Genomic DNA, 24,521 nt, shown 5'->3' on the forward strand with positions numbered 1-24,521 from the left:
AAATATTTATTTTTTAAGATCTTCATTTTGCTTGTTAGGAAAAATAGATTTTTAAAAGAATAAAGAATGGCCTTTCAAAAGGCAAAAAATCGCCGAGGTTGTGAATAACTTTGGCAATAAAATTCGACTTTCTTCATAAAATCAGTCCTTATCATGAGGATACATTTTTAGTTGTTCATAATTAACAACTTACAAGAGAGCTCTTATAGAAACAGATATAAAAATAAAATCACAATGATGTTAATAACTTGTGAATAAGTTGAAAACTGATCTGAATTTAATCTGGAACGATATCTGTTTAGAACTTCAAAAGGTAATCTCTAAAGAAGCGATAGAAAAGTGGTTTGTGCCCATTGAACTCCTGAGCATTGAAAATGATCAACTTCTGCTTAAGGCTCCCGATCCTATTTATCAGTACTGGATAGAAGAAAACTATTTATCCCAGCTCATCGGGGCATCTTTTCGAATTTTGGCTAAAAACCCTAAAATCATTTTTGCTCAAGAATCGCCTGGAAATGGAGAAAAGGCTACAGGAAAAAAGATCAAGTCCTTGCCCAGGGAAGACAAAAGCTCAATTTTTGAATCCAAAGGTTTAAACACGAAATTTTCTTTTGAAAATTTCGTCGTAGGACCGAATTCAGAATTTGCGGCCGCAGCTGCAAAAGCCGTCGCAGAATCTCCCGCAAAAGCCTATAACCCGCTTTTCCTGTACGGGAAAGTGGGTTTGGGGAAAACCCATCTTATGCAGGCGATCGGCAATCATATCGTGGAAAAAAATAAATGGATTCTTGTCCAGTATGTTACCTCCGAACAGTTTACCAATGAGTTTATCGAAGCCATTCAAAAGGGCAGCATTGGTCAATTCAGGAAAAAATACCGTCAAATAGACGTTCTTCTCATAGATGATATTCAGTTCTTGGCGGGTAAAGAACGTTCTCAAGAAGAATTCTTTCATACCTTTAACTGTCTTTTTGATGGAAGCAAGCAGATCGTTTTAAGTGGAGACGAGGCCCCAAGCTCGCTTCAGAACTTGGAAAAGAGGCTGATATCAAGATTTGAATGGGGATTGACGGCTGAAATACTTCCCCCAGGAATTGAGGTAAGGCTGGCTATTTTAAAGCATAAACTAAAAAATTATTCCCTCTCAATCGATGAAAAAATTTTGGAGTTCATAGCCGAAAGAATAAAAACCAATGTCAGGCAATTAGAAGGAGCTCTCAATAGACTGTGTGCTTATGCCTCCATCCATAAAGAAGGTAAGATTACACTTGAAGAAACACAATCACTCTTAAAAGACCTTATTTCCTTGCAACCTTCAAAGACGATTACCATAGAAATGATCCAAAAAAGGGTATGCGAAGCCTACGATATCCGGTTTTCAGATATGGTTTCCAAAAGGAGAATATCGGCTATAGCTTTGCCTCGCATGGTAGCCATGTATTTAGCAAGAAGGTTAACGAACCTTTCTCTTTCCCAAATCGGTGAAAATTTTGGAGGAAGAGATCATGGAACGGTTCTTCACGCCCAACGGACAATATCCGAAAAAATGTCCAAGGACCCGGATTTAGCCCAGTTGATAAAAAAAATAACTGAGCAATTAACTTCTTCTCAATAAGTTGTAAATAACAGTGAATAAAAAGAAAAAAATCTTTTAAATTAGGCTAAAGGAATAAAATTATTAACAGTCATCAATAATTTATTCAAAACGGGGAGGGAAAAATTATCTTTTTACCTATTAAAAAGTTAACCGGTTTTTCACCCTTTTATTCCCTATGAATTTTATTTTTAAGAAAAAAAAGGTTTTATTATAAAACAAAAGTTATGAAATTTTCTGTGGAAAAAAAGAGCTTCATCGACTCCTTAACCCTTATTCAAAGTATCATCAATCCTCGATCTACGTTGCCCATTCTCAGCCATGTGCTCCTTTCGGCAAAGGCTCCCGACCGGCTCCTATTTTTTGCCACCGATCTACAAACGGCGTTGAAGATCGAGCTTACTGCTAACGTAGAAGAAGAAGGAACCACCACTTTACCGGCCCGAAGGCTTTTAACAATAGTTAGAGAACTCGATTCCGATCAATTGTCCTGGAAAACAAACAGCAATCATCAGACCACTCTTTCTTCGGACAGGTCTTTTTTCCAGCTTAACGGTTTACCTGACGATGATTATCCAAAGTTTTTTCCTGAAAGAAGGGAAGAAGGACTGAGTATTTCTCAAGGTAAAATTCGAAAAATGTTAAGGATGGTGGAGTATGCCATGGCCGATGAAAGTAGACCTGCCCTAAACGGAGCTTGGTTCTCTATAAAATCAGGCCGTTTTGAAGTGGCGGTGACCGATGGAAAAAGATTGGCTTACACCTTTGAAGAAGTTGAAAACGAATCATTTGAAGCTGAAGGGATAGTTCCGGCTAAAGCCGTCTTGGAAATTTCAAGAATAATTGAAGATTCAGATAAAACCCTGAAGCTATTTTTAGATTCAAACAAAATATTCCTGGAACTAGACAACATTCTTTTCTTTTCTAAACTCACCGAGGGCAAATATCCAAATTTCAAACAAGTCATTCCCAAAACAACAACTCAAAAGGCTGTTATCGACCGAAACAGTTTCTTGCATGCGATACGTAGGGTTTCTTCCATTGCCATAAGCGGTTCCAACTCACTACCCGTAGTTCTAGATTTTTTAGGAACGAATGAATTGGTTCTAAGTTGCCAGGCTCCAGAGATTGGCCAAGCTCGAGAGACGATCAGCCTTAAGGCATTTCAAGGGGAAGCTTTTTCTATCCCTTTTAATCCCCTTTACTTAATCGAACCGTTAAGAGAAATGGAAAAGGAAGATGTTATCCTGGAATTCGTAAATCCTTCAACAAAAGGCAATCCTTGCTTAATCACCGAAGGAACTAACTTTGTTTACGTTTTAATGCCGATTAAAAATCAATAACCTTCTAGAGATATGATACAACGATCTGGATATATTGGCGTTTTTGTGGAGCCTTTTACAAAAGAGGAAGTAGAAAAATTGGTTTCCCATTGGCTCGAGCGCTTTGAAAGAGTTGAACAGGTTATTCCTGGACAATACAATTATACTTCTACCCTGGTTATAGAAAAAATCGAGGATCTCCTTTACGAAGAACATCCTCAATTTCGCATTGTTCAAGGAGACGATTTTGCCTGGGTTTACCTCTCTTATAATCGTCAAGTTCTTGAAACTTCGGGATTTTATTCCGACCAGATTCCTTTAAGCTTAGAGGTACTCCTCGAATTGCCCAATCTTGTGGAAATTGTTGAAGAGACGAACGAAAAAAGGTTAAAAGAACTCGAGGATGCAGGGTTCTTCTAATTTTTTTCTACATAAGCCTGGGTTTTCCTTTTATGTCTTTTTCTTCGATCCTTATCTCTAAAATTTCATTGCCCAAAGGTCGCCATGCAGGGGTTTCACATTTTTTTTTTTGTAATAGTCTTCGGCTTTCTCTTGCTGCTTGACTTGACAACCAAGTACTGGATTTCTTCATTCCTGGAGGTATCCTACGATAGAACAATCATTCCCGGATTTTTAGATTTGGTTTACGTCGAAAACACGGGCATAGCTTTCGGGCTTTTTGCAGGAAACAATAGATTTTGGGAGGTTTTTACCTTATTATTAATTTTAATAGGTTTTTTTTATTTTAGAAAAAAAATCTTCAAAACTATTCCTTATATGGTTATTGGAGCAATGATTTTTGCCGGAGCCCTGGGAAACGGGATAGATCGTATTATCCATGGGCATGTCACCGATTTTATTGATGTGCATTTCTTCAATTATCACTGGCCCGCTTTTAATCTTGCTGACACCTACTTAACCCTAGGGTTTAGTTGTATTTTTTTATATTTTTTAAAACTTAAGCATACTTCTAATCAAAAGAATATTTAAAAATGAGTTTAAAAAAGATGGGCATAGAAGAAAAAAAAGAAAGGGTGCTGAAGCTTAAAAAGGAGAAAAATGCTCTTATTTTAGCTCATAACTACCAGCTCGCCGAGATCCAAGACGTGGCTGATTTTGTTGGCGATTCTTTGGGGTTATCTTTTAAAGCTCGAGAAGCTACACAACAAAGGATTATTTTTTGCGGCGTTCATTTTATGGCCGAAACCGCAAAAATTCTAAACCCGAATAGAAAAGTCATTCTTCCCGATATCGAGGCGGGATGTTCCCTTTCTGATTCCTGTAGTTATGAAGATCTTTTAGAGTATAAAAAAGAAAATCCGACTACTTTTATTGTCGCTTACGTTAACACATCGGCTGCCGTTAAGTCACTGAGTGATTGTATCTGTACCTCTGCCAACGCCTTAAAAATCGTGCAAAAAGTTCCTCCGGACAGGAACATCCTTTTTGTACCTGATCAAAATTTGGGGGAGTGGGTACAGAACCAGACCGGAAGAAAAATGGATTTATGGCCTGGTGAATGCTATGTCCATGTTGAAATTACCCACCAATCCTTGTTGGAATTAAAAAAGAGATTTCCAGCCGCTCCCATTGTTTCCCATCCGGAATGTGAAAGAGCGGTAAGAATGCTTTCGGATTTCGTCTGTTCCACAGAGCAGATGATCGGTTATTGCAAGAATCATCCGGCTCGGTCCTTTATTATCGCCACAGAATCGGGAATGATAACCAGGCTCAAAAAAGAAATCCCAGAAAAGGAATTCATAGCTGCTTCTACTTCCCGTTGTGCTTGCGCCCATTGTAAATTCATGAAAAAAATTACGCTGGATAAGCTTATCACTGCCCTTGAATCTGATCGTTTCGAAATCGATGTCCCGATTGAAATCCGTAAAAAAGCTTTCCTTCCCATTCAACAAATGTTGGAGTGGAGCGTGTAAGTAGGCAGCTGTAGGATTTCTTTAAGTTTAGAAAGGTGAGAAAGTTTGTTTTAGACACCAGCATATTTACCAATCCGGATGTATCCCAGCAATTCGGAGATGATGACAGTTCCGTGTTTTCCGGCTTTCTATCTTTAGCCTCCAAGGCTGAAGCCCTTTTTTACATGCCCTTGTCCGCCTACAAGGAGCTCAAGCTCATCAAGGGTACGGCTTTTTTTTCTTCTGACTTTGAATTCATCGTCCATATTCGTTCTCCAAGAAAGTTCAATCTTCTTATACCCGGTTCCGTTCTTTATGATTTTATCGATGAAATAAGGAAAAGAATTGACCATGGGCTGAGAATTGCAGAAGAGCACTTAAAACTTGCCGGTCCAGACGGTGGAACTCCCATTCCCTTTGATCAACTGGTTAATCGATTAAGAAATCGATACCGCGAAGCCTTAAGGCAGGGTATTCTGGATAGCAGGGAAGACGTTGACGTTATCCTCCTTGCCTATGAACTAGAGGCAGTTCTCGTTACCGCCGATGAGGGTATGAAAAAATGGGCTGATAAAATGGGAATAGAAATTTTAAATGCAAGTTATTTGAAAGACTGCTTAAAAAACCTAATCAAACCTGAGGGCACCGGAGAGCCAGTTTCTTAAGGAATCCCCGGTTGCAGGAAATATTTTTTCAAATTCCAAATACCAGTAGTCTTTATCTTTATAAAATTTTTTTACTATAACATGTTCTTGATGTCCGGGAATATGCTTAAGATGATCGATAAGGTATTGGGCATTTTGAGGATTTCTAAATCGACACCGAAAGAGTCGGCTCGATTTTCCTCCTTCTTTAACACGCTTTAGCACCTCTTTAATGGAGGATATAAAAGCCTTTCCCAATTTCTCATCCCATCCGTTTTCTTCAATAATTCCCATATCGATTAAAAATAAAACGTACCGCAATATCCTATCGATAAAATAGTTAGGGCTAATATCCATTATCTTGTGAGACAAAACGGCAATATCATTTAAATCGGAATGGGCCGTAACGTACTTTGCATAACGGCCAAAAGGTTCTTCTTTAAATACCGCTCCTTCCCTGTATTCGTTATGGAGGCAAAGAAGGATTTTTTTTATTTCAACGAGGTCATTGCCGTTATTTTTAAAAAGACCAAAATTTTTAACCGAAGGGAGACCATAGCGGCAAATAAGCTCTTGTTTTTGTCGTTGAGGTAAAAACTCCAAGGTAGGAAGCTGGGCTATATCAAAAATAAAAAGTTTTATATCCTCTTGAACCAGGGGAGAAGGGCCTTCAATATAAGGGTTGTCTGGACCGGCGATTTCTCCACATAAAACAAGCGAGGGATGATCATTAAAAATACCCAAGGGCATCAGCTCCCCGATTCTATCGGTACTAAAAGGACAAAGAAAACCTCCGCGGGTAGCACAAAGTATCTTTCCTTTATACTGGAAAATTCGGACGTTGTAGCCATCCACTTTTTCTTCCATCCAGAACGAAGAGGGGAACTGTTCTCTGAGACCAGGCTCAAGACTGTTTATCCTACCGATCTTGGGGAATCCGGCTATGGCTAAGTCTTTAAGAAAAACCGTTCCTTCAGGCCAACCCTTGTAAGCATGAGTCAGCCTGACATAAGAATATTCCCAGAATCTTCCCAACTGACCCTTTTTGGACTGAAGAATTTCTTCGATTAGCTGTTCATACATACAAAATCATTTCTTCGCCGGCTTACAGCTGCCTGAATCTCATAGAGAGCCCGTTTTCTAAAAGGGAACTTGGAGGAAAAGCAAGTTTTAATTGTAAAAAAAAACAAAGAGCATTAAAAAAATTGAAAGATTAAAATTGCAAGATTTTTAAAAATTACTATATCGTTTTGTGATTTTGCCCTTTAAAAAGATCAGAAAGTTTATCAAAGACCAACAAAAAAGTATCCTCAAGGGGAACCCTAATAATTTATATATTTTAAGCAAATTGCCTAAAAATGCCATTGTTGATTTAAAAAAATGAAAATAGCCATTATCGGTTCAGGGTACGTGGGATTAACTACAGGAGCTTGTTTTGCAGATGTTGGGCACGAAGTCATTTGCGTGGATAATGATGAAAAAAAAATAAAGATGTTAAAGCAAGGAAAGGTACCGATTTATGAACCGGGACTTGAAGAGATAGTCAAAAAAAATTTATCCAAAGGTCTTCTTCACTTTACCGAGAGTATAGAAGAAGGAGTCGAAAGAAGCCTGGTCATTTTTATTGCCGTACCCACTCCCCCTTTGGAGGATGGCAGCGTGGACATGACCTACATCGAGAAAGTGGCCAGGCAAATCGCTGCCGTATTAAAAGATTACAGGGTGATTGTCGACAAGAGTACTGTTCCTGTTAAAACCGGAGAAAGGGTCTATCAAACCATTAAACGCTACAATAGTCATAATATCGACTTTGATGTCGTCAGCAATCCGGAATTTTTAAGAGAAGGGGTTGCCGTAAAGGATTTACTTCATCCCGATCGAGTGGTGATAGGGGCAATGAGCGAACGGGCCATAAAGATAATGAAGGAGATCTATTCCCCTTTTAACGCCCCCATCTTAATTACTGATCTCAACTCTGCCGAGCTCATCAAGCATGCTTCAAATAGTTTCTTGGCTTTGAAGATCTCTTACATTAATGCCTTATCGAGAATATGTGAAGCGGCGGGGGCTAACGTGCAAATGGTTGCTGAAGGAATGGGATTGGATCACAGGATTGGAAAACATTTCCTAAAGGCAGGAATAGGATGGGGAGGATCCTGTTTTCCTAAAGATGTTGCTGCTTTCATCAAGATCTCCCAGGAACTCGGCTACGATTTTAAGCTCCTAAAAGAAGTTTCTCAAATAAACCACGACCAAAAAGAGCATTTTTTGCGAAAAATAAGGGACGTTTTATGGGTTTTGAAAGACAAGAGAATAGGGTTATTGGGATTAGCTTTTAAAGATAATACCGATGATATTAGAAGCAGCGTGGCGATGGACCTGGCGATGACTTTTGTGAAAGAGGGAGCAATTGTCCAGGCTTTTGATCCTAAAGCCATGGAAAAAGCAAAAGAAAAACTTCCTTCGATTCATTATTGCTCATCGGCTCAAGAGGTAGCTGTGGATTCTGACTGTATCGTGATCGCTACGGAATGGGAAGAGTTTAGGAAGCTGGATTGGAAATCGATGAAATCGACGATGATCAGTCCTATTATTTTTGATGGAAGAAATCTCCTCGATAAAAAAGAGATGACCCGCATGGGGTTTCATTATATTGGAATTGGAAATTAAAGCAGAGGATTATGAATTCCGTTCTTGTCGGTGCTCAATGGGGAGATGAAGGAAAGGGAAAAATTGTTGATTTTCTAACTCAAGATGCAGATGTAGTTGTTCGCTGCCAGGGCGGTGATAACGCAGGTCATACGGTTGAAGTCAACAATGAAAAGTTCGTTCTCCATCTGATTCCCTCGGGCATTTTATGGCCTGAAAAGATCTGTTTGCTAGGCAGCGGCATGGTTATAGATCCCGTTTCTCTTGTTGAAGAAATCAAAAACATAGAAGGCAGGGGGATAGAAATTCGAAACCGGCTTTTTATTTCTGAAACTGCCCACATGGTATTCCCTTACCATAGGATCATTGATGAACTGCTTGAAAAAAACCGGGGCAAAAGCCGAATTGGAACAACGAGAAAAGGAATAGGTCCGGCTTATGCCGATAAAATAAGTCGGACTGGTCTTCGTATTCTTGATCTTCTTGATAAAAAAAGTTTCTTGGAAAAATTTCAAAGGCTGGTTGAGGAAAAAAATCGTTATATCCAGTTTTTAGGGGGAGAACCCTTGGATTGGAAGGAAATTGCAGAACCTTATTTAAAAGCCGCTGATGAGATTTCTACGATGGTCGTCAACACCGCCATCTGGCTTTACGAGGCTTCGGCTTTACAAAAAAACATCCTCTTTGAAAGCGCGCAAGGGACTTTTCTCGATATTGACTTTGGAACATATCCTTTTGTAACCTCCTCCAATACCACGGCAGGTGGAGCTATTACAGGGAGCGGATTACCTCCCCATAAAATTAGCCGTGTTATCGGGTGCATGAAAGCCTATACAACGCGGGTGGGAGAAGGTCCGTTTCCTGTGGAAAACAGGGAGCTTTCGGAAATGCTCCATGCCTCTGGCAGGGAATTTGGATCGACAACGGGTAGGGCGAGAAGATGTGGATGGTTTGACGGTGTTTTAGCCCGGTATGCTTCCCTGATCAACGGTTTTGACGAGGTGGCTGTAACCAACCTGGATGGACTTGATTCCATGGAGAAAATTCCCGTCTGTGTTTCTTACGAGTTCAAAGGCAAGATCCTCAAATATCCTCCCAACTCCGTGCGCCAGCTAGAAGAGTGTGTTCCCATATATGAAGAACTACCGGGATGGTTGGAGTCTACAGCAAAGGTACGTTCTTTTGAAAAACTTCCTCAAGCTGCTCAAAATTACTTGAATAAACTGGGCATGCTTGCCGGGGCACCCGTGCGCATTGTTTCTGTGGGAGCTTCTAGAGATCAAACTTTTTTTGTCGATTAATTTCCTAATAAAATGACGGGATCTTAACTCTATGTTATGTTTTTTTTTAATGAACCAAGAAGCTTTTCTGCCTTATAGCCCCGCTTTCTTATTTTTCATTTTTAAAAATTTTCAATACAAACAGAAAAGAGGGATAGTAAACAGAAAAGAGATCGTTAAGGGAAAAATTAAGATATTTTTAGATGAATAGTGCTAGAGGATACGAACAGCAAGGGAATAATGGTGGGGCTACTCATTCCTCTTTGCTTGACAGCCGAAATATCCCCGAACATGTGGCTATAATAATGGATGGGAATGGACGTTGGGCTGAAAAGAGAAATTTGGCTCGAATCGAAGGTCATAGGGAAGGGCTCAATGCTGCAAAAGAGGTTGTTCAAACAGCTTTGGAAGTAGGAATACATTACTTAACCCTCTATGTTTTCTCTGTTGATAATTGGAAAAGGCCATACTTCGAAATAAAAGCTCTTATGGAGATGTTTGAAGATTTTCTAAGCAAGAATGAAGAAGAGTTGATAGAAAAAGGAATAAAACTGGTCACTATTGGAAGGAGAACAGACTTGCCTAAAGGACTGCAAAAGCAACTGCTGTCTACCTGTAAAAAAACAGAATCTAATTTTAAACTCGTTCTAACCTTGGCTTTAAGTTACGGTTCGAGGTTGGATATCCTTGACGCCGTTAAAGAGATTGCAAAAAAAGCTCTCCATGGCCAAGTCAAGATTTCAGATATAAATGAAGAGCTTTTCAAATCCCATCTTTCAACCTCTTTTTGTCCTGATCCAGATTTATTAATAAGAACGAGCGGGGAGATGCGCTTAAGCAATTTTCTCCTTTGGGAATCTTCCTACACGGAGTTTTACTTTACCACCACCTATTGGCCGGATTTCAGGAGGCAAGAATTTTTGGAGGCCTTAGGAACGTTTGCGAAAAGGCAGAGAAGATTTGGACAAGTAGCCGTAAAAAATTGATAATTTTCTTTTCGATATTTTTATTCTTGGTGTTTTAGTCGATTATAGCCGATGACTGTTGAAATGGTAGAAAAAGAATCCAATTTTTACGCCCGCTTTTTTTCTTCCCTCGTTCTCTGGGGCGTTCTCCTTTTCGTGATCTTGTACGGCTTGAAAATCATCGAGATGATCATCTTTATTTTCTTCGGAGTCTTGGCCTTGGAAGAGTTTTATCGGATGCAAGAAGTCAAAGGCAACAGGGTATTTCGTTCTGCGGGGCTTTCTGCTGCGTTTTGCCTTTACGTTGGAATCTGGTTTTTTTGGAATTTTCTACCCAACGGGTCCTCTTTTTATTATTTTTTTGAACAGGCATTGTATTTTATTTTTATAGCCAGCCTTTTTTCCCTGGTCATTTATCGTTGGAACTTTCTGGACAATCCGGTATCGGCTATTGCATTGACTCTTTTAGGCTTTTTTTACGTTGCTTTTCTCTTTAGTTTTCTTGAGCGTATTTCTTTTTGCAAGGGACTTCCTTTTAATGCCGATGCTGCTCTTTTCTACGTTATAGCGGTGACGAAACTCAGCGATACGGGTGCATTTTTAATAGGTAAAAACTTTGGGCGCCGTTTTCTTATTCCCCAAATTAGTCCAAAAAAAACATGGGAAGGATTGGGGGGAGGAATTCTCTTTTCCTTTTTAGCCGGGATAATTCTCCCCTTTGGATTTTCTAAATTTTTTAAAGGCTTCCCCTATTCCGATTCCCTCTTTTTGAGCGTGGTTATAGGGATAGTGGCAGCGATTGGAGACCTGGCCAAAAGCACGGTTAAAAGGGACGCTCATGTCAAGGATTCAGGGCATATTATACCGGGTATAGGAGGGATATTGGACCTGATTGACAGCCTGCTGTTGAGCGGTCCTTTGTTTTATTTTTATTGCTTTTTTCGATACCACATAGGGCCGTAGCTTCTTTTAAAGAAAGCTGAGAAAAGTATGAAACTTCCCCTTGTTTTCCGTGAAGCCTTTTATTTCGTTTTAATCTTAGGTGGGCTTTCCCTTTTGTTTTTGTCCTTGCCCTTTAAACTGGCTAAGGTTGTAGGGTTTCTTTTTTTACTGGGATTTTTTTTTCTTTTTTATTTTTTTAGAGATCCTGAAAGAACTATCCCTGCGGACCCTCAAGCTATTTTAGCCCCTGCCGACGGCAAAATCGTAGAAGTAGACATCGAGGAAAAATCTCCCTTTTTTGAAGGCAGGGCACAAAAAATTTCCATATTTCTCTCTATTTTTGATGTTCATGTCAATCGATCTCCCGTCGAGGGCAAGATTATAAAGAAAAAGTACCACAGGGGGGCATTTTTGGATGCGCGAAATCCCCGCTCATCGGAAGTAAATGAAAGCCAAGATTGGTGGATAGAAACCCCAGGAGGTTATACTGTAGGAGTAAGACAAATTGCAGGTCTTATTGCTCGACGATTGGTGGGGTGGAAAGAAATGGGGCAAAAAATTTATGCTGGAGAAAGAATAGGAATGATTAAGTTTGGTTCAAGAACGGAACTCTATTTACCGGTTGTGTGTACCGTGGAAGTAAAACCCGGGGATAGGGTAGAGGCCGGAAAATCTATAGTAGCAAAATGGCCATGAACAATGGAAATGCTCAAAAAAATGAAAAAATTTATCTTTTGCCTAACCTTTTGACTGCAGGCAACTTGATTTGCGGTTTTCTTGCTATTCTTAAGATACTCGAAGGAAGCATTCTAAGAGATAGTGATACGGCCGGATGGATCCATACTTATGAAAACAGCCTGGATTTTATTTTAGCGGCTTTCGTCTTTGATGTATTAGATGGAAGACTGGCTCGTTTTGGAGGGAAAGAAAGCATGTTCGGCAGGGAATTTGATTCTTTAGCCGACCTGATCTCTTTTGGAGTTGCTCCAGCCTTGCTGGTATTCGAAATCGTTCTTTATCAGTTTCCTCATAAAATAGGTTGGATTGTCGCTTCAGTTTATCTCGTTTGCGGTGCCCTGAGACTGGCCCGGTTCAACGTGCTTTCCACCCAGTATAAAGGATCTAACCTGGAATTTACGGGATTTCCTATTCCTGCTGCTGCCGGTCTTGTCTGTTCAATTACTTTGCTCATGCTCTATTTTTATGAGACAGATAGAGAACTTGAAAAAGGATGGGGAAAATATATTCTGGTCATTTTGTTGCTTTTCCTTTCAATCATGATGTTCAGTAAAAACCTTTATCCAAGTTTTAAAGGCATTACTTGGAAGACAAAATGGACGGTTCCCAAGTTTCTTTTTGTCGTTTCCATTTTAGGGTTGACGATAGTGTATTATAAATGGATGTTAGCGGTTGATTTTTTAGGTTATCTTTTGTATGGCTTTTTTAGGCCCTTTATTTCCAAGCCGTTAAGAGTCGCTATAGAAGAAGAGGCGGAGGAAGACGAAGAAAAGGATGAAGAAAAGAAAGATGAAAAAAAATCATTTGAATTGGATTCGGAAAAAGAGAAGTTCCGATAAGGTTTTACCCTCTTTTTGTATTTATATATTTGCTGTTTGATCCAAGGAAAATAGAGGAATAGTGGAGTAAGCATTGAGGTTTTTTAAAGAAAAAGGGCAGATACCCAAGTGGCCAACGGGGGCAGACTGTAAATCTGCTGGCTTACGCCTTCGCTGGTTCGAATCCAGCTCTGCCCATTTTTTTCTTTTTTTTGCTCTCTCTTTATTGACATCTACGGACATTTTCTTAGGCTAATAACAAAAAAATAAGGTAATTGCTTTGAGTGTTTCCCATCGAGATTTTGCTTCTCCAGGGAAAGGTTGTTGGATGTCAGTACCCGACAAGGATTGGAATGATTGGCACTGGCAACTGAAAAATCGATTAAATTCCCTAGAACAAATTGAGCAGCGGCTGTTTTTAATTCCCGACGAACGCCGCGGATTGATGTTTGCCGCAAAAGAAAAACTTGCCTTTTCTCTTACTCCTTATTTTTTCAATCTCATCGATCCTTTCAATCCCGACTGTCCCCTCCGTCGGCAGGTTATTCCTAGAGCGGAAGAACTGGTTAGCATGCCTTATGAAATGATGGATCCCTGCGGGGAAGACAAGGACATGGTGGCTCCCGGGCTTGTGCACCGCTACCCGGACAGGGTTCTTTTTTTGGTTACCGATAGGTGTGCTACCTACTGTCGCTATTGCACAAGAAGTCGAATTGTCAGCGGGGTGGGGAGTCAAAAACTTGAAATAGATGACAAGTTGACCTTTGATTACTTAAAAAAACATACGGAGATAAGAGATGTCCTCATCTCGGGGGGGGATCCCCTTCTTCTTTCCGATGGGCGATTAGAAAAAATCCTTAGGCAGTTAAGAGAAATTGCCCACATCGAAATTATCCGAATAGGCACCCGGGTCCCTATTTTTCTTCCTCAAAGGATTACAGAGAGTTTGTGCAAGGTCTTGAAAGCCTATCATCCTCTATGGATCAATATTCATTCTAACCATCCCAAGGAATTGACCTTGGAAGCTAAAACTGCACTCGAGAAATTAGCCGATACGGGGATCCCTTTAGGGAATCAATCCGTTCTATTGAAGGGCATAAACGATGATCCGCAAACCATGTTGGAGCTGGTCAATAAACTTGTTCGATGTCGTGTAAGACCCTACTATCTCTATCAATGTGATCTTATCCAAGGAACTCATCATTTTCGCGTTCCCATTAGAAGAGGCTTGGAAATAATGCAAAAGCTCAGGGGTTTTACTACCGGATTTGCCGTTCCTCAATACGTCGTAGATGGACCCGGGGGTGGTGGGAAAATTCCGTTGAATCCCGATTATGTCATGGGATATTATGAAGACAAGGTCTTATTGCGTAATTATGAAGGCAAAATATATTCCTATCCAATGGTGCAACAGGCCAAGGGAGAGGAAAACGACGACAGGCAATCCGAAGCGGGGATGGGAAAGTATAAGTAATAGCGGAAACTAACTTCATCATGTCCTTGGTGCCGACACCTTTTGCGGGCAAAGTGCATTTATTGAAAGAGGGTAGGCATAGAATTTTAGAAGGTCATGTCTGGATATATCGAACGGAAGTTTCTCATTATGATCCGAATATAAAAGATGGGGATGTCGTCGAGGTCGTTGCTGCGGGTGGGCAAAGCTTGGGTGTTGGATTATGGAATAGTCAATCCCAGATTTCCGTCAGGATTTACTCCAGGGAAAAGGTTCCTCTCAATAAAGAAATTATCCACTGCTTTCTCTCCAAGGCCTTTAAATACAGAGAAAAGCTATTCTCGGGCAAAGACAGCAATGCTTATCGACTCTTTTGGTCTGAATCGGATGGATTGCCGGGTTTAATCATAGACAAGTATGCGGATTGGTATGTTGTGCAATTCTTGACTTCGGGAGCCGACCGGAAAAGGAATGAAATTCTAGAGGTCTTAAAAGGAATCACCCAGAGCACAAACATCATCCTGCGCAACGATGCTCCAGTAAGACTCTTGGAAGGGTTATCCTTGACAAAAGAAAGTTTGAAAGAAGATTTTCCCTGTCGTCATCTCGTTTGCATGGAGGGGATCCCTATTTTGGTCGATCTTTATAATGGGCAAAAAACCGGTCTTTATTTAGACCAAGCCGCAAACTACAAGTTCATTTCACAAATAGCGAAGGGGAAAAGGGTCCTTGATTGTTTTTCCTATCAGGGATTATTTTCTATCTTTTGTGCTCGAGGAGGAGCACAATGCTGTGTTGCCGTTGATCAGTCCGCAGCCGCTATTGATATAGGAAAAGAAAATGCTTCACAACTTGGACTGCAAATTGAGTGGGTTTGTGAAAATGCTTTTGATTGGCTAAGGAAAAAAGAAAGGGAGAAAGAAAAATTCGATTTGATCATTCTCGATCCTCCCTCTTTTACTAAAACAAAAGTTCAAAAAGAATCGGCTTTCCGCGGCTATCATGAAATTCATTTGCGCGCCTTAAGATTGCTTGATTCAGGAGGTTTCTTGGCCAGCTTCTGTTGTTCACATCATATTACGATGGAAGAATGGAAGGAATTAATTTCCAGAGCTTGCTGGGAAACAAGCTCAAGGCTCCGTTACTTGGGCTGTTTGCCACAAAGCCCTGATCATCCCATCTTGTTCAATATTCCTGAAACAGAGTATCTTAAAGGGGTTCTAGCCCAGAAAATGGATTAAACCTAGCCTTTGATGATAAGGGGTGAGGAGAAATCCCCTAGATCAAGTATTTTAAGATTCCCCCCGAGGATGAGCTTTAAAATAACCCTAACCCGATCCCTGTACAAAGCTGTAAAGAAAATAAATGGATTGTTTTTGAATGGATAAGGACTTAATTTTAAAAAAGATACCCGTTGTCCTTGGAACTTAAAAAAAATATCAAGGAGCTGCCTTATGAATCTTCCTTCTCAATCCACTGATAAAAACCAGGCCTTACTTTTATGGTTTGACGAGATCAATATCAAGGATGTCCCGCTGGTAGGGGGTAAAAATGCTTCCCTTGGTGAGATGTATTCTCATCTTTGTTCTAAAGGGATAAAAGTTCCCCATGGTTTTGCCACGACGGCTAAAGCTTACCGGTTGTTCTTGTCCGAGAACAAACTTGAAGAGGAGCTTTCCCGAATCCTCTCCGATCTCAATCCGCGTGACCTTGAGAACTTGAGGGAAAGAGGAAGAAAGATCCGCTCTCTCATTATCGATTGTCCTTTACCCAAGGAGCTGGAAAAGGAAATACTCATGGCTTATTCAAAGCTCAGCGAGGAAGCCAAGCTTGAAGCGGTGGATGTTGCCGTTCGTTCTAGCGCAACCGCAGAGGACCTTCCCGGTGCCAGTTTCGCCGGTCAACAAGAGACTTATTTAAACATAAGAGGCAGGGATAATCTTTTGTCTTCGATCAAAAAATGCTTTGCCTCTTTGTTTACGGATAGAGCGATTTCTTATAGGACGGATATGGGTTTTGAACATACAAAAGTAGCCCTGTCTGTGGGTGTACAGCGCATGGTTCGGTCGGATCTCGCTTGTTCTGGGGTGATGTTTTCCATAGACACCGAGTCGGGATTTAATAACGTCGTTTTGATCAATTCCTCTTATGGATTGGGAGAAAATATCGTTCAAGGAATTGTCAATCCTGATGAATACTATGTTTTTAAACCCACCTTGATGAAAGGCTACAAGCCTATTTTACAAAAGAGATTGGGTGGCAAGGAACTAAAACTCGTTTACGATATCGGTGGAGAAAAAATCGTCAAAAACGTCCCCGTTCCTCCAGAGGAGAGGAAGAAATTTTCGTTAACCGACGAGGAAATCCTTACCCTTGCCCGGTGGGCTTGCATCGTTGAAGAACACTATTCAGAACTCAATGGAAGATTTACCCCGATGGACATGGAATGGGCAAAAGATGGTATAACGGGGGAGCTTTTTATGCTTCAAGCAAGGCCGGAAACGGTCCACAGGGGTAAAACGCGTAATTATATAGAATTTTATCGATTGAAAAGCACCGGCCCTGTGCTGATCGAAGGCAGAAGCGTAGGAGAAAAGATTGTTCATGGGAAAATTAAGGTCATAAGAAACATCGGACAGATTGACCAGTTCAAGGAGGGGAAAATTCTCGTTACCGAAAAGACCGACCCCGACTGGGAACCGATCATGAAGAAGGCAAGAGCGATAGTGACAAACCGGGGGGGAAGAACATGTCATGCGGCTATTGTCAGCCGAGAATTAGGTGTGCCGGCTATTGTAGGGACGGAACGGGCAACAGAAGTTCTCAAGGATGGCATGACCGTAACGGTAAGCTGTGCGGAGGGAGATGTAGGTAAGGTCTACGAAGGGGAGATTCCTTTTGAGATAGAAAAGGTAAACCTGGAAGAAATTCCCCGGCCTCGGACCAAGATCATGATGAACGTGGGAAATCCTGAAGAGGCCTTCGATCTCTCCTTTCTTCCCAATGATGGGGTAGGATTGGCCCGAGAAGAATTTATTTTGACCAATTATGTTCGAATCCATCCCATGGCCTTGGTTCATTTCGAAAAACTGAGGGAAGGTCCAGACAAGGAAAAAATTAGGGTGCTGACGGAAAATTATCCCCGTAAAACCGATTTCTTTGTAGAAAAGCTGGCCGAAGGCATTGGTATGATTGCTGCGGCTTTTTATCCCAAAGAAGTGATAGTTCGGTTAAGCGATTTTAAGACCAACGAATACGCCAACTTGATTGGGGGAGTGGATTTTGAACCCCAGGAACGCAACCCGATGATCGGTTTTCGAGGGGCATCGCGGTATTATAACCCGAGATACCAGGCAGGCTTTGCCTTAGAGTGCCAGGCCATTAAAAAGGTCAGAGAGACATTTGGGCTTGTAAACCTCAAGGTAATGGTTCCCGTGGTGAGGACGGTGGAAGAAGGAAAAAGGGTTATCGAGGAAATGGAAAAAAACGGGCTTAAAAAAGGAGAAAATGGCCTTGAAATTTACATGATGTGCGAGATCCCCAGCAATGTTATTCTGGCTGAAGAGTTTTGTGAAGTCTTTGATGGTTTTTCCATCGGTTCTAACGACTTGACCCAATTAGTCCTTGGATTGGATAGAGATTCCGAAATAGTGGCTTATCTATATGACGAACGTAACGAGGCGGTAAAACGCATGATTTCTTCTGTAATTAAGACGGCTAAAAGAAAAAAAAGAAAAATAGGGATCTGTGGGGAGGCCCCGAGTAATTATCCAGAATTTGCCGAATTCCTCGTGAGGGAAGGTATCGATAGTTTATCCTTAAGTGCGGATGTCATCATTAAGACTACTTTAAATATTTTGCAGTTAGAAAAAACTCTTTTCGGAGAGCAGGTTCCTAATCGCTAATAAAAATGGAAAATAGATTTGCCGATGAGATTTAGCTCTAAGCTCATCCTGGGAACTTATGGATTAAGGAATTTTCTCCCTCCCCAACGCGTTGCCCTTGTTGGCGCATCGGAAAAACCGGCAACCGTAGGAAGGGCAATAATGGAGAATTTGATTCGGTGGGGCGGGATTTTTTATCCGGTAAACCCCTATCATGACGAAATTTTCGGCAGAAAATCTTATCCCAACATCGAGAGTTTGCCTGAACCCATTGATCTAGCCATTATTGCCACTCCTGCTCCAACGGTTCCAGAGATCATGGAAGGATGCGTCCGCGCCTCGGTTAAGGGGGCAATCATTATATCCGCAGGGTTCAAGGAAATTGGGAAATCCGGAAAGCTATTGGAAGAAAAAGTGATTGCCATAGCCAAGCGAGGTGGGGTAAGGGTAATTGGGCCAAATTGCGTAGGGGTTATTTTGCCCCATGCCCGTTTCAACGGGACATTTTTAGCCGGCCTACCCAAATCGGGGCACATTGCCTTTTTAAGCCAAAGTGGTGCCTTGGGAGCCGCCGTTTTAGACTGGAGTTTTAGCCAAAACATCGGCTTTAGCGCCTTCGTTTCTCTTGGATCCATGGCCGACGTGGATTGGGGAGATATCCTTTTTTTTCTGGCCGAGGATCCTCTAACCCGAGTCATCCTTATTTACATGGAATCCATTGGCGATCCTTCTTCTTTTCTTTCTGCAGCAAGACAAGTCAATTTTCAAAAGCCCATTTTGGTTTTAAAAGCCGGTAGGTCAAAAGAAGGTTCCCGGGCGGCCTTATCGCATACAGGTTCATTGACAGGAAGCGACGAAGTCTTGGATGCGGCATTTTTGAGGACGGGGGTGCTGCGAGTGGCTTCCTTTTCCGAGTTTTTTTCCCTGGCTTCTTTCTTTAGTCAAAGACCGCTTCCCACAGGGCCTCGGCTTGTCATCTTAACCAATGCCGGAGGTGCGGGTGTGCTGGCAACGGATAGGCTTGTCATTTCTGGTGGTGAACTAGCCACTCTGACCGATGCCGCCCTTCAAAGGTTAAATGCATTCCTTCCCCTGGCCTGGAGCCATGGAAATCCGGTGGACATTCTCGGGGATGCTGATGCTCAGCGGTACCGTAAAGCGTTGGATATTTTATCGGAAGAAGAGCATGTAGATGGAATTCTTGTTATCCTTACGAAGCAGGCGATGACCGATCCTGAAGAGGTAGCTAAGCAAGTTGTCCTTTTTGCCAGGGGTTATCATAAGCCGATTTTGAGTTGTTGGATGGGGGGAGAATCCGTTCATAAGGCAAGATTGTTCCTTGAACAAGAAGGAATACCCACCTTTGAGTTTCCAGAGGAAGCAGCCCAGGCTTTCTCTTATGGTTGGATGCACAGGAAAAGCCTTTCGGCCATATATGAAACTCCAATGCCGGTTGGGGCAACCGAGGAACTCATCAAGGCCAAGGAAAACACAGCATTTGTCATTTCCCAGGCAAAAGAAAAAAATCTAACCCTTTTGACGGAGTATCAATCCAAGAAGATTCTTAATTGTTATGGTATTGAGGTTAATGAAACTTATCTTGCTCAAAGCGCAGAAGAAGCTCTCTTGATAGCCGAAGAAATAGGCTATCCGGTGGTTGCCAAGTTAAATTCTTCCCGGGTCACCCACAAAAGCGACATTGGGGGAGTGATCCTTGGGATTTCAGACAGGGAATCCCTAAAAAGGGCATTTGAAAAGATTAGGGAGAATACCCTTAAACAGTCTACCGAAAACGCTTTTGAGGGGATAACGGTACAAAAAATGATATCTGAAAAAGGCCTTGAATTGATTTTAGGCGGGAGTGTAGATCCTCAATTTGGTCCGGTTCTTCTATTTGGATCTGGAGGGGTATTTGTAGAAATTTATCAAGATAGAGCCCTTGCTCTTCCTCCTCTTACGACAGTTCTTTCTTCGATTCTCGTCGAAAGAACTAAAATAGCCAAGGCCTTTGATGGTTTTCGAGGAATACCTCCGGTAGAGAAAAAAAGGCTCAACGAAACCTTGGTTCGTTTTAGTGAACTTTTAGTTAACGAACCGAGGATAAAAGAAATCGATGTCAATCCTCTTTTTGTTTATGGGAATAGGGTTATGGCCTTGGATGCCAGGGTCATTCTCCATCCCTTTTCCATTGATGAAAGTTCTATACCTGCTGCTTCGATCAGGCCTTATCCCCTGGAATATATCTGGAAAGATGTTCTTTTAGATGGAACAAGGGTCTTGATTCGACCCATAAAACCCGAAGATGAGCCGCTGATGAGAGAATTCCATAAGGGGCTTTCCCAGGAATCCGTTTATTACCGCTATTTTCAAAATCTCTCCCTGGAAGAGCGGATCGATCACTTGAGGCTTTCCCGGATCTGTTTTTCGGATTATAACATTGAAATCGTTCTTGTAGCCCAGGTTCTTTCCGAGGATCAGCCGGCTGAAATTATTGGGGTAGCTAGACTTGGAAAATATCATGGTTTTGATGGAGCTGAATTTGCTCTCATTATCCAAGACCGCTGGCAAAACAAGGGTCTTGGAACTCTTTTTGTCCGTAAACTTAAGGAGATCGGGAAAAAAGAAAAGTTGTCCTGGATTATAGAGAGGATGTTGCCTTTAAATGAATCGATGAAAAAGATCGCCAGTAAAGAAGGCTTTAATTTGTATTTTGAGGAATCTGCCCACGAATACATTGCAGAGCTAGACTTGAGAGAAGCATCTTGACCGTTAAGGAACCCTGGATAAAAGAACCTCGTGCGCGGTACAGGGATTGAACCTGTGACCTCTCGCGTGTGAAGCGAGCGCTCTACCACTAAGCTAACCGCGCTAGCTACACCCCCACCTTCTTTGCGAATTGTAGCAGATTAGCCTTTGTCTTTCAAAAGAATTGTCTTTTTTTCTCTTTTATTTAAAGAAAATTCTTTTTGATTTCTCTTTTGTTGGTGTTCAACATAGTAGAAAATAAAGGAACGAAAGAGAGTATGTCCAAAAGAAGCCTTGGGAAAGGGCTAAGTGATTTAATTAACACCAAGTCCCTTTTTTCATCCTCGCCTAGCGAAGAACGAGGAGAAAAAATCAGCATGATTAAACTCAGCCATATCACTCCTAATCCTTATCAACCCAGGAAAGAGATTCATGAAGAAGATCTAGAGGACATGGTTCAATCCATAAAGGAAAAAGGCATACTCCAACCTATCATTGTAAGGCAACTCAAAGAGGACCATTTCGAGCTCATCGCCGGAGAAAGAAGATGGAGATCGGCAACTAAAGCGGGACTTGAAGTGATCCCTGCCATTGTTCGCAACGTTTCTGACAGCGATCTTCTCGAACTCGCCTTAATAGAAAATCTCCAGCGCAGCGATCTTAATCCTATAGAGGAAGCAAGGGGCTATGCCCTCATGATCGAAAAATTTGGATTTACCCAGGAACTTGTAGCCCTCCGGCTTGGGAAAAACAGGGCGACGGTAGCCAACTCCTTAAGGCTGTTGAGTCTTTCAGAGCGTGTTCAAGAGCTGATCGAAAAGGGAAATTTGAGCCAAGGCCATGGAAAAGTTTTGGTCGGTATTTCCGATCGAAAGAAACAGGAAAAAGTAGCTTTAAAAATTATTCAAGAAGGTTGGTCAGTCAGAAAAACCGAAGAATTTGTAAGTGGTTTTGCCTCTTCAAGAAGGAAGCAGGATCAAGGCAAGCAAAAGGAGCCCGATTGCTTGAAGAATATCGAAACTGAACTCTGCTCGAAACTTGGATCCAAGGTAAAAATAAAGGGCAATAAAAATTCAGGGAAAATCGAAATTGCCTTCAATTCGTTCCAGGATCTTCAGCGTGTTCTTTCCTTCCTGGGAATATCTTTTTAAAAAAGAAAGGGAGCTGGTGGAGAGGCGCATGGCTACTCCTTATCGATGCCCCGTTGAAAACGACATAGCCGCTCCTTCCGTTTTGTGCAGCACCTATTCCCGCTATTTGAATAGCTGCCTCCAGGAGATTTTTCCTATGACCAGGGCTTTTTTCCCAGGCTAAGACTGTTTCTTGTGGATCGATCCCTTCTGTCGAATAATGGAGGTTTTCATTTATCACAGCCCATCCTTCGTCTTGCGTTATTTCTTTTAAAGAGCTTAGAGAGCGGTGGACAAGTTTTTTTTCCAAGGCAATATGTTCTGCCCACTGTTGGCTGATCTGATCCAGCCTGGGGTTAGCAACAAGGGGAGGGAGGTTGTTATCCTCACGAAATTGGTTAATCAAGGCAAGGGTTAGCTGTCTGAATTTTGCCAAAGAAAAGGAAGAAACATGGCCGCTGTCGGCAATCGCTATTTCAGAAAGATCGAAGGAAAAAACGAGATGAAAGATAAAAAAATACAAAAATATTCTATAGCTTGATGACGAGTTTGGTATTTTCTTATGTTTCATGGAAAAGAAAAGCATCTTGATAGAAAATCAAAATCATGACAAGACCGGAAGTGGCAGGAAAAGGAGAAAAAACCCGGTAAAATATGGGAAGAAAAATCCACATCTTAACTGAAGAGGTTGTCAATCAGATCGCCGCGGGTGAAGTGGTTGAAAGACCCGCTTCCATCTTAAAAGAGCTCTTGGAAAATGCCATAGATGCTGGGGCAACCCAGATCGATGTTGAAACCCGTTCTGGAGGCATATCATGGATTAAAGTTAAAGACGACGGCTGCGGTATGAGTAAAGAGGATGCATTGCTTTGTTTAGAAAGGCATGCCACCAGCAAACTCTTTAGCATGGATGACTTTTCTAGGCTTTCGACCTATGGATTTCGAGGAGAAGCCATCCCAGCCATCGCCTCGGTTACAAAGCTAATCTTAGCCACGCAAGAAAGAGATTGTCCGGAAGGGGTGATCATTGAAGTCCACGGAGGAACCATAATTCGCGTGGAGGAAACAGCGGGACTCGTGGGAACATCGGTTTCAACCAGTTCTCTTTTTTATAACTTACCTCCCCGGCTCAAGTTTTTAAAATCTCCCAGAACCGAGCTTTTACACCTCCAAAGGCAACTTATTTTTGCCGCACTCTCCCATCCTGAGATAGGTTTTAGATACAACCATAGTCCGGGCGGTAAGGGAGGGTGGGAAAAAGGAGAGGACCTTCGGCAAAGAATCATTTCCGTGTTGGGCGAGGAATGGGAAAAAGAACTTTGCTGGATTGAAAGAGAAGATGAAGGATTCAGGATTTATGGGGCGGTGAGTAAGCCCGGGGTAGGAAGGCCTTCTAAAGAGGACATGTTCTTTTTTGTTAACAAAAGACCCGTAGAATCAAAAAGTTTTTACCTGGGTGTCATCGATGCCTATAGAAATTCTCTCATGAAAGGGCTCTACCCTCTTTGTGTTCTTTTTGTAGAAGTCCATCCCGGGGAAATCGATGTTAATGTGCATCCGACGAAAAAAGAGGTCCGTTTTAAAAGGGAATATGCCTTTAGAGATTTCGTACACAAGGCTATTTTAGGAGAGCTTTCCTCCTATAAGCCCTTCTCGAGTGCTCTGATGGAAGAAAAAGGGTATGACCGGATGCTGCCGGATAGTTCAAAGGCCGTAGCCCAGAAATCCTCTTGTATTTCAGTCGAAGCTCAAATGGAAGAACTCTTTGATAAGCAACCTGTTTTCCATGCTAAGGCTCTCGAGGACAACGAACAAAAAGAAAAGATCAATCCCTATAAAATTGTCGGTCTTTTCTCTTCTCTTTACATCGCTATTGAAACGGCTGAAGGGATTATGCTCATTGACCAGCATGCGGCACATGAGAGAGTGTTGTTCGAAAAATTGCTTTTGCAGTTTGAATCCATGCAAAAACATTCGCAAAAGCTCATTACACCGCTACTAATCAGCCTGTCTTCCACTGAATCGGCCATTCTTTCCCATTCTCTTCCCTTTTTTGAACAACTGGGTTTTGAAGTTCGTCCTTTCGGTCTTTCCTCTTTTCTTTTAGAATCCATACCCAGCGGAGTCAAAAGAATGGACTACGAGCAGTTTTTTCGAGAAGTCCTTGCGGAGCTAGTTGAAACAGATCGGCAAAAAAAGACCGCTCGTTTTTACTGGCAAAGGGATATCGCCTTGGCCGTTTGTCGTCAAGCTATAAAATCCGGAGATCCATTGACAAAAGAAGAACAGGAAGAACTGGTTAAAAATCTTTTTGCCTGCAAATTGCCCAACACCTGTCCCCATGGAAGACCTACCTGGATAAGGATAAGTTTCCAGGAAATTGAAAAACGCTTTGGAAGATCCGGCCCCTTGGGTTGCACGATGAAGGGGAAACTATTCTAGGA

At 41.7% G+C, this 24,521-nt stretch carries 20 protein-coding genes and 2 tRNA genes; 19 read left to right on the forward strand and 3 right to left on the reverse strand.

What is annotated here, in order from left to right:
- Positions 1-250 precede the first annotated feature (250 nt).
- From dnaA to MINF_RS00030, 6 genes are all read left to right on the forward strand, one after another.
- Positions 251-1,615: a chromosomal replication initiator protein DnaA gene (gene dnaA / locus MINF_RS00005; RefSeq protein WP_012462343.1), complete on the forward strand. Its 1,365-nt coding sequence runs from the start codon at positions 251-253 to the stop codon at positions 1,613-1,615.
- A 206-nt stretch (positions 1,616-1,821) separates the two neighbouring features.
- Positions 1,822-2,937, forward strand: coding sequence for a DNA polymerase III subunit beta (dnaN, locus tag MINF_RS00010; RefSeq protein WP_012462344.1), 1,116 nt, complete (start codon positions 1,822-1,824; stop codon positions 2,935-2,937).
- 12 nt (positions 2,938-2,949) lie between these two features.
- Positions 2,950-3,336 (forward strand): hypothetical protein, encoded by a 387-nt coding sequence (locus MINF_RS00015; protein ID WP_012462345.1) that lies wholly within the window; start codon positions 2,950-2,952, stop codon positions 3,334-3,336.
- An 84-nt stretch (positions 3,337-3,420) separates the two neighbouring features.
- A complete protein-coding gene (lspA, locus tag MINF_RS00020) occupies positions 3,421-3,906 on the forward strand; it encodes a signal peptidase II (RefSeq protein WP_079200392.1) in 486 nt (161 codons plus the stop codon).
- Between the two features lie 2 nt (positions 3,907-3,908).
- The gene (gene nadA / locus MINF_RS00025) at positions 3,909-4,850 is read left to right on the forward strand and encodes a quinolinate synthase NadA (RefSeq protein ID WP_012462348.1); all 942 of its coding nucleotides are present in this window, start codon (positions 3,909-3,911) and stop codon (positions 4,848-4,850) included.
- Positions 4,851-4,885: 35 nt separating this feature from the next.
- Positions 4,886-5,494, forward strand: coding sequence for an RNA ligase partner protein (locus tag MINF_RS00030; RefSeq protein WP_012462349.1), 609 nt, complete (start codon positions 4,886-4,888; stop codon positions 5,492-5,494).
- Here MINF_RS00030 and MINF_RS00035 read toward each other — a convergent pair.
- A complete protein-coding gene (locus tag MINF_RS00035; protein WP_012462350.1) occupies positions 5,456-6,556 on the reverse strand; it encodes an RNA ligase in 1,101 nt (366 codons plus the stop codon). The genes MINF_RS00030 and MINF_RS00035 overlap by 39 nt on opposite strands.
- A gap of 297 nt (positions 6,557-6,853) precedes the next feature.
- Here MINF_RS00035 and MINF_RS00040 point away from each other — a divergent pair, with 297 nt between their 5' ends.
- From MINF_RS00040 to MINF_RS00090, 11 genes are all read left to right on the forward strand, one after another.
- A complete protein-coding gene (locus MINF_RS00040; protein WP_012462352.1) occupies positions 6,854-8,143 on the forward strand; it encodes a UDP-glucose dehydrogenase family protein in 1,290 nt (429 codons plus the stop codon).
- A gap of 11 nt (positions 8,144-8,154) precedes the next feature.
- On the forward strand, positions 8,155-9,423 hold the full coding sequence (locus MINF_RS00045; RefSeq protein ID WP_012462353.1) for an adenylosuccinate synthase: 1,269 nt from the start codon (positions 8,155-8,157) through the stop codon (positions 9,421-9,423).
- Between the two features lie 182 nt (positions 9,424-9,605).
- Positions 9,606-10,388, forward strand: a complete 783-nt coding sequence (locus MINF_RS00050; RefSeq protein ID WP_012462355.1) for an isoprenyl transferase — start codon at positions 9,606-9,608, stop codon at positions 10,386-10,388.
- Positions 10,389-10,439: 51 nt separating this feature from the next.
- The gene (locus MINF_RS00055; protein ID WP_012462356.1) at positions 10,440-11,330 is read left to right on the forward strand and encodes a phosphatidate cytidylyltransferase; all 891 of its coding nucleotides are present in this window, start codon (positions 10,440-10,442) and stop codon (positions 11,328-11,330) included.
- A 27-nt stretch (positions 11,331-11,357) separates the two neighbouring features.
- Complete coding sequence (locus MINF_RS00060) at positions 11,358-12,005, forward strand: phosphatidylserine decarboxylase family protein (RefSeq protein ID WP_012462357.1); 648 nt, start codon at positions 11,358-11,360, stop codon at positions 12,003-12,005.
- Positions 12,002-12,886, forward strand: a complete 885-nt coding sequence (pssA, locus tag MINF_RS00065) for a CDP-diacylglycerol--serine O-phosphatidyltransferase (RefSeq protein WP_148205265.1) — start codon at positions 12,002-12,004, stop codon at positions 12,884-12,886. Before MINF_RS00060 ends, pssA begins: the two co-directional genes overlap by 4 nt.
- 94 nt (positions 12,887-12,980) lie before the next feature.
- Positions 12,981-13,063: transfer RNA gene (locus MINF_RS00070), tRNA-Tyr, on the forward strand.
- Positions 13,064-13,145: 82 nt separating this feature from the next.
- On the forward strand, positions 13,146-14,339 hold the full coding sequence (locus MINF_RS00075; protein ID WP_012462359.1) for a KamA family radical SAM protein: 1,194 nt from the start codon (positions 13,146-13,148) through the stop codon (positions 14,337-14,339).
- A 20-nt stretch (positions 14,340-14,359) separates the two neighbouring features.
- Complete coding sequence (locus tag MINF_RS00080) at positions 14,360-15,559, forward strand: class I SAM-dependent rRNA methyltransferase (RefSeq protein ID WP_012462360.1); 1,200 nt, start codon at positions 14,360-14,362, stop codon at positions 15,557-15,559.
- 213 nt (positions 15,560-15,772) lie between these two features.
- Complete coding sequence (gene ppsA / locus MINF_RS00085) at positions 15,773-18,223, forward strand: phosphoenolpyruvate synthase (protein WP_012462362.1); 2,451 nt, start codon at positions 15,773-15,775, stop codon at positions 18,221-18,223.
- A 24-nt stretch (positions 18,224-18,247) separates the two neighbouring features.
- Complete coding sequence (locus tag MINF_RS00090) at positions 18,248-20,968, forward strand: bifunctional acetate--CoA ligase family protein/GNAT family N-acetyltransferase (protein WP_048809970.1); 2,721 nt, start codon at positions 18,248-18,250, stop codon at positions 20,966-20,968.
- A 31-nt stretch (positions 20,969-20,999) separates the two neighbouring features.
- Here MINF_RS00090 and MINF_RS00095 read toward each other — a convergent pair.
- Positions 21,000-21,071, reverse strand: a tRNA-Val gene (locus MINF_RS00095).
- 154 nt (positions 21,072-21,225) lie between these two features.
- Between MINF_RS00095 and MINF_RS00100 the strand changes: the two genes are divergently transcribed.
- Positions 21,226-22,098: a ParB/RepB/Spo0J family partition protein gene (locus tag MINF_RS00100; protein ID WP_048810401.1), complete on the forward strand. Its 873-nt coding sequence runs from the start codon at positions 21,226-21,228 to the stop codon at positions 22,096-22,098.
- On the opposite strand, the gene MINF_RS00105 is transcribed toward MINF_RS00100, so the two are convergent.
- Positions 22,043-22,648, reverse strand: coding sequence for a CAP domain-containing protein (locus tag MINF_RS00105; protein ID WP_187146948.1), 606 nt, complete (start codon positions 22,646-22,648; stop codon positions 22,043-22,045). The genes MINF_RS00100 and MINF_RS00105 overlap by 56 nt on opposite strands.
- An 83-nt stretch (positions 22,649-22,731) precedes the next feature.
- On the opposite strand from MINF_RS00105, the gene mutL reads away from it, so the two are divergent.
- A complete protein-coding gene (gene mutL / locus MINF_RS00110; protein WP_012462366.1) occupies positions 22,732-24,519 on the forward strand; it encodes a DNA mismatch repair endonuclease MutL in 1,788 nt (595 codons plus the stop codon).
- The last annotated feature ends 2 nt before the right edge of the window (positions 24,520-24,521 follow it).

Source organism: Methylacidiphilum infernorum V4 (assembly GCF_000019665.1).
In the GTDB taxonomy this organism is placed as follows: Bacteria; Verrucomicrobiota; Verrucomicrobiia; order Methylacidiphilales; family Methylacidiphilaceae; genus Methylacidiphilum; species Methylacidiphilum infernorum.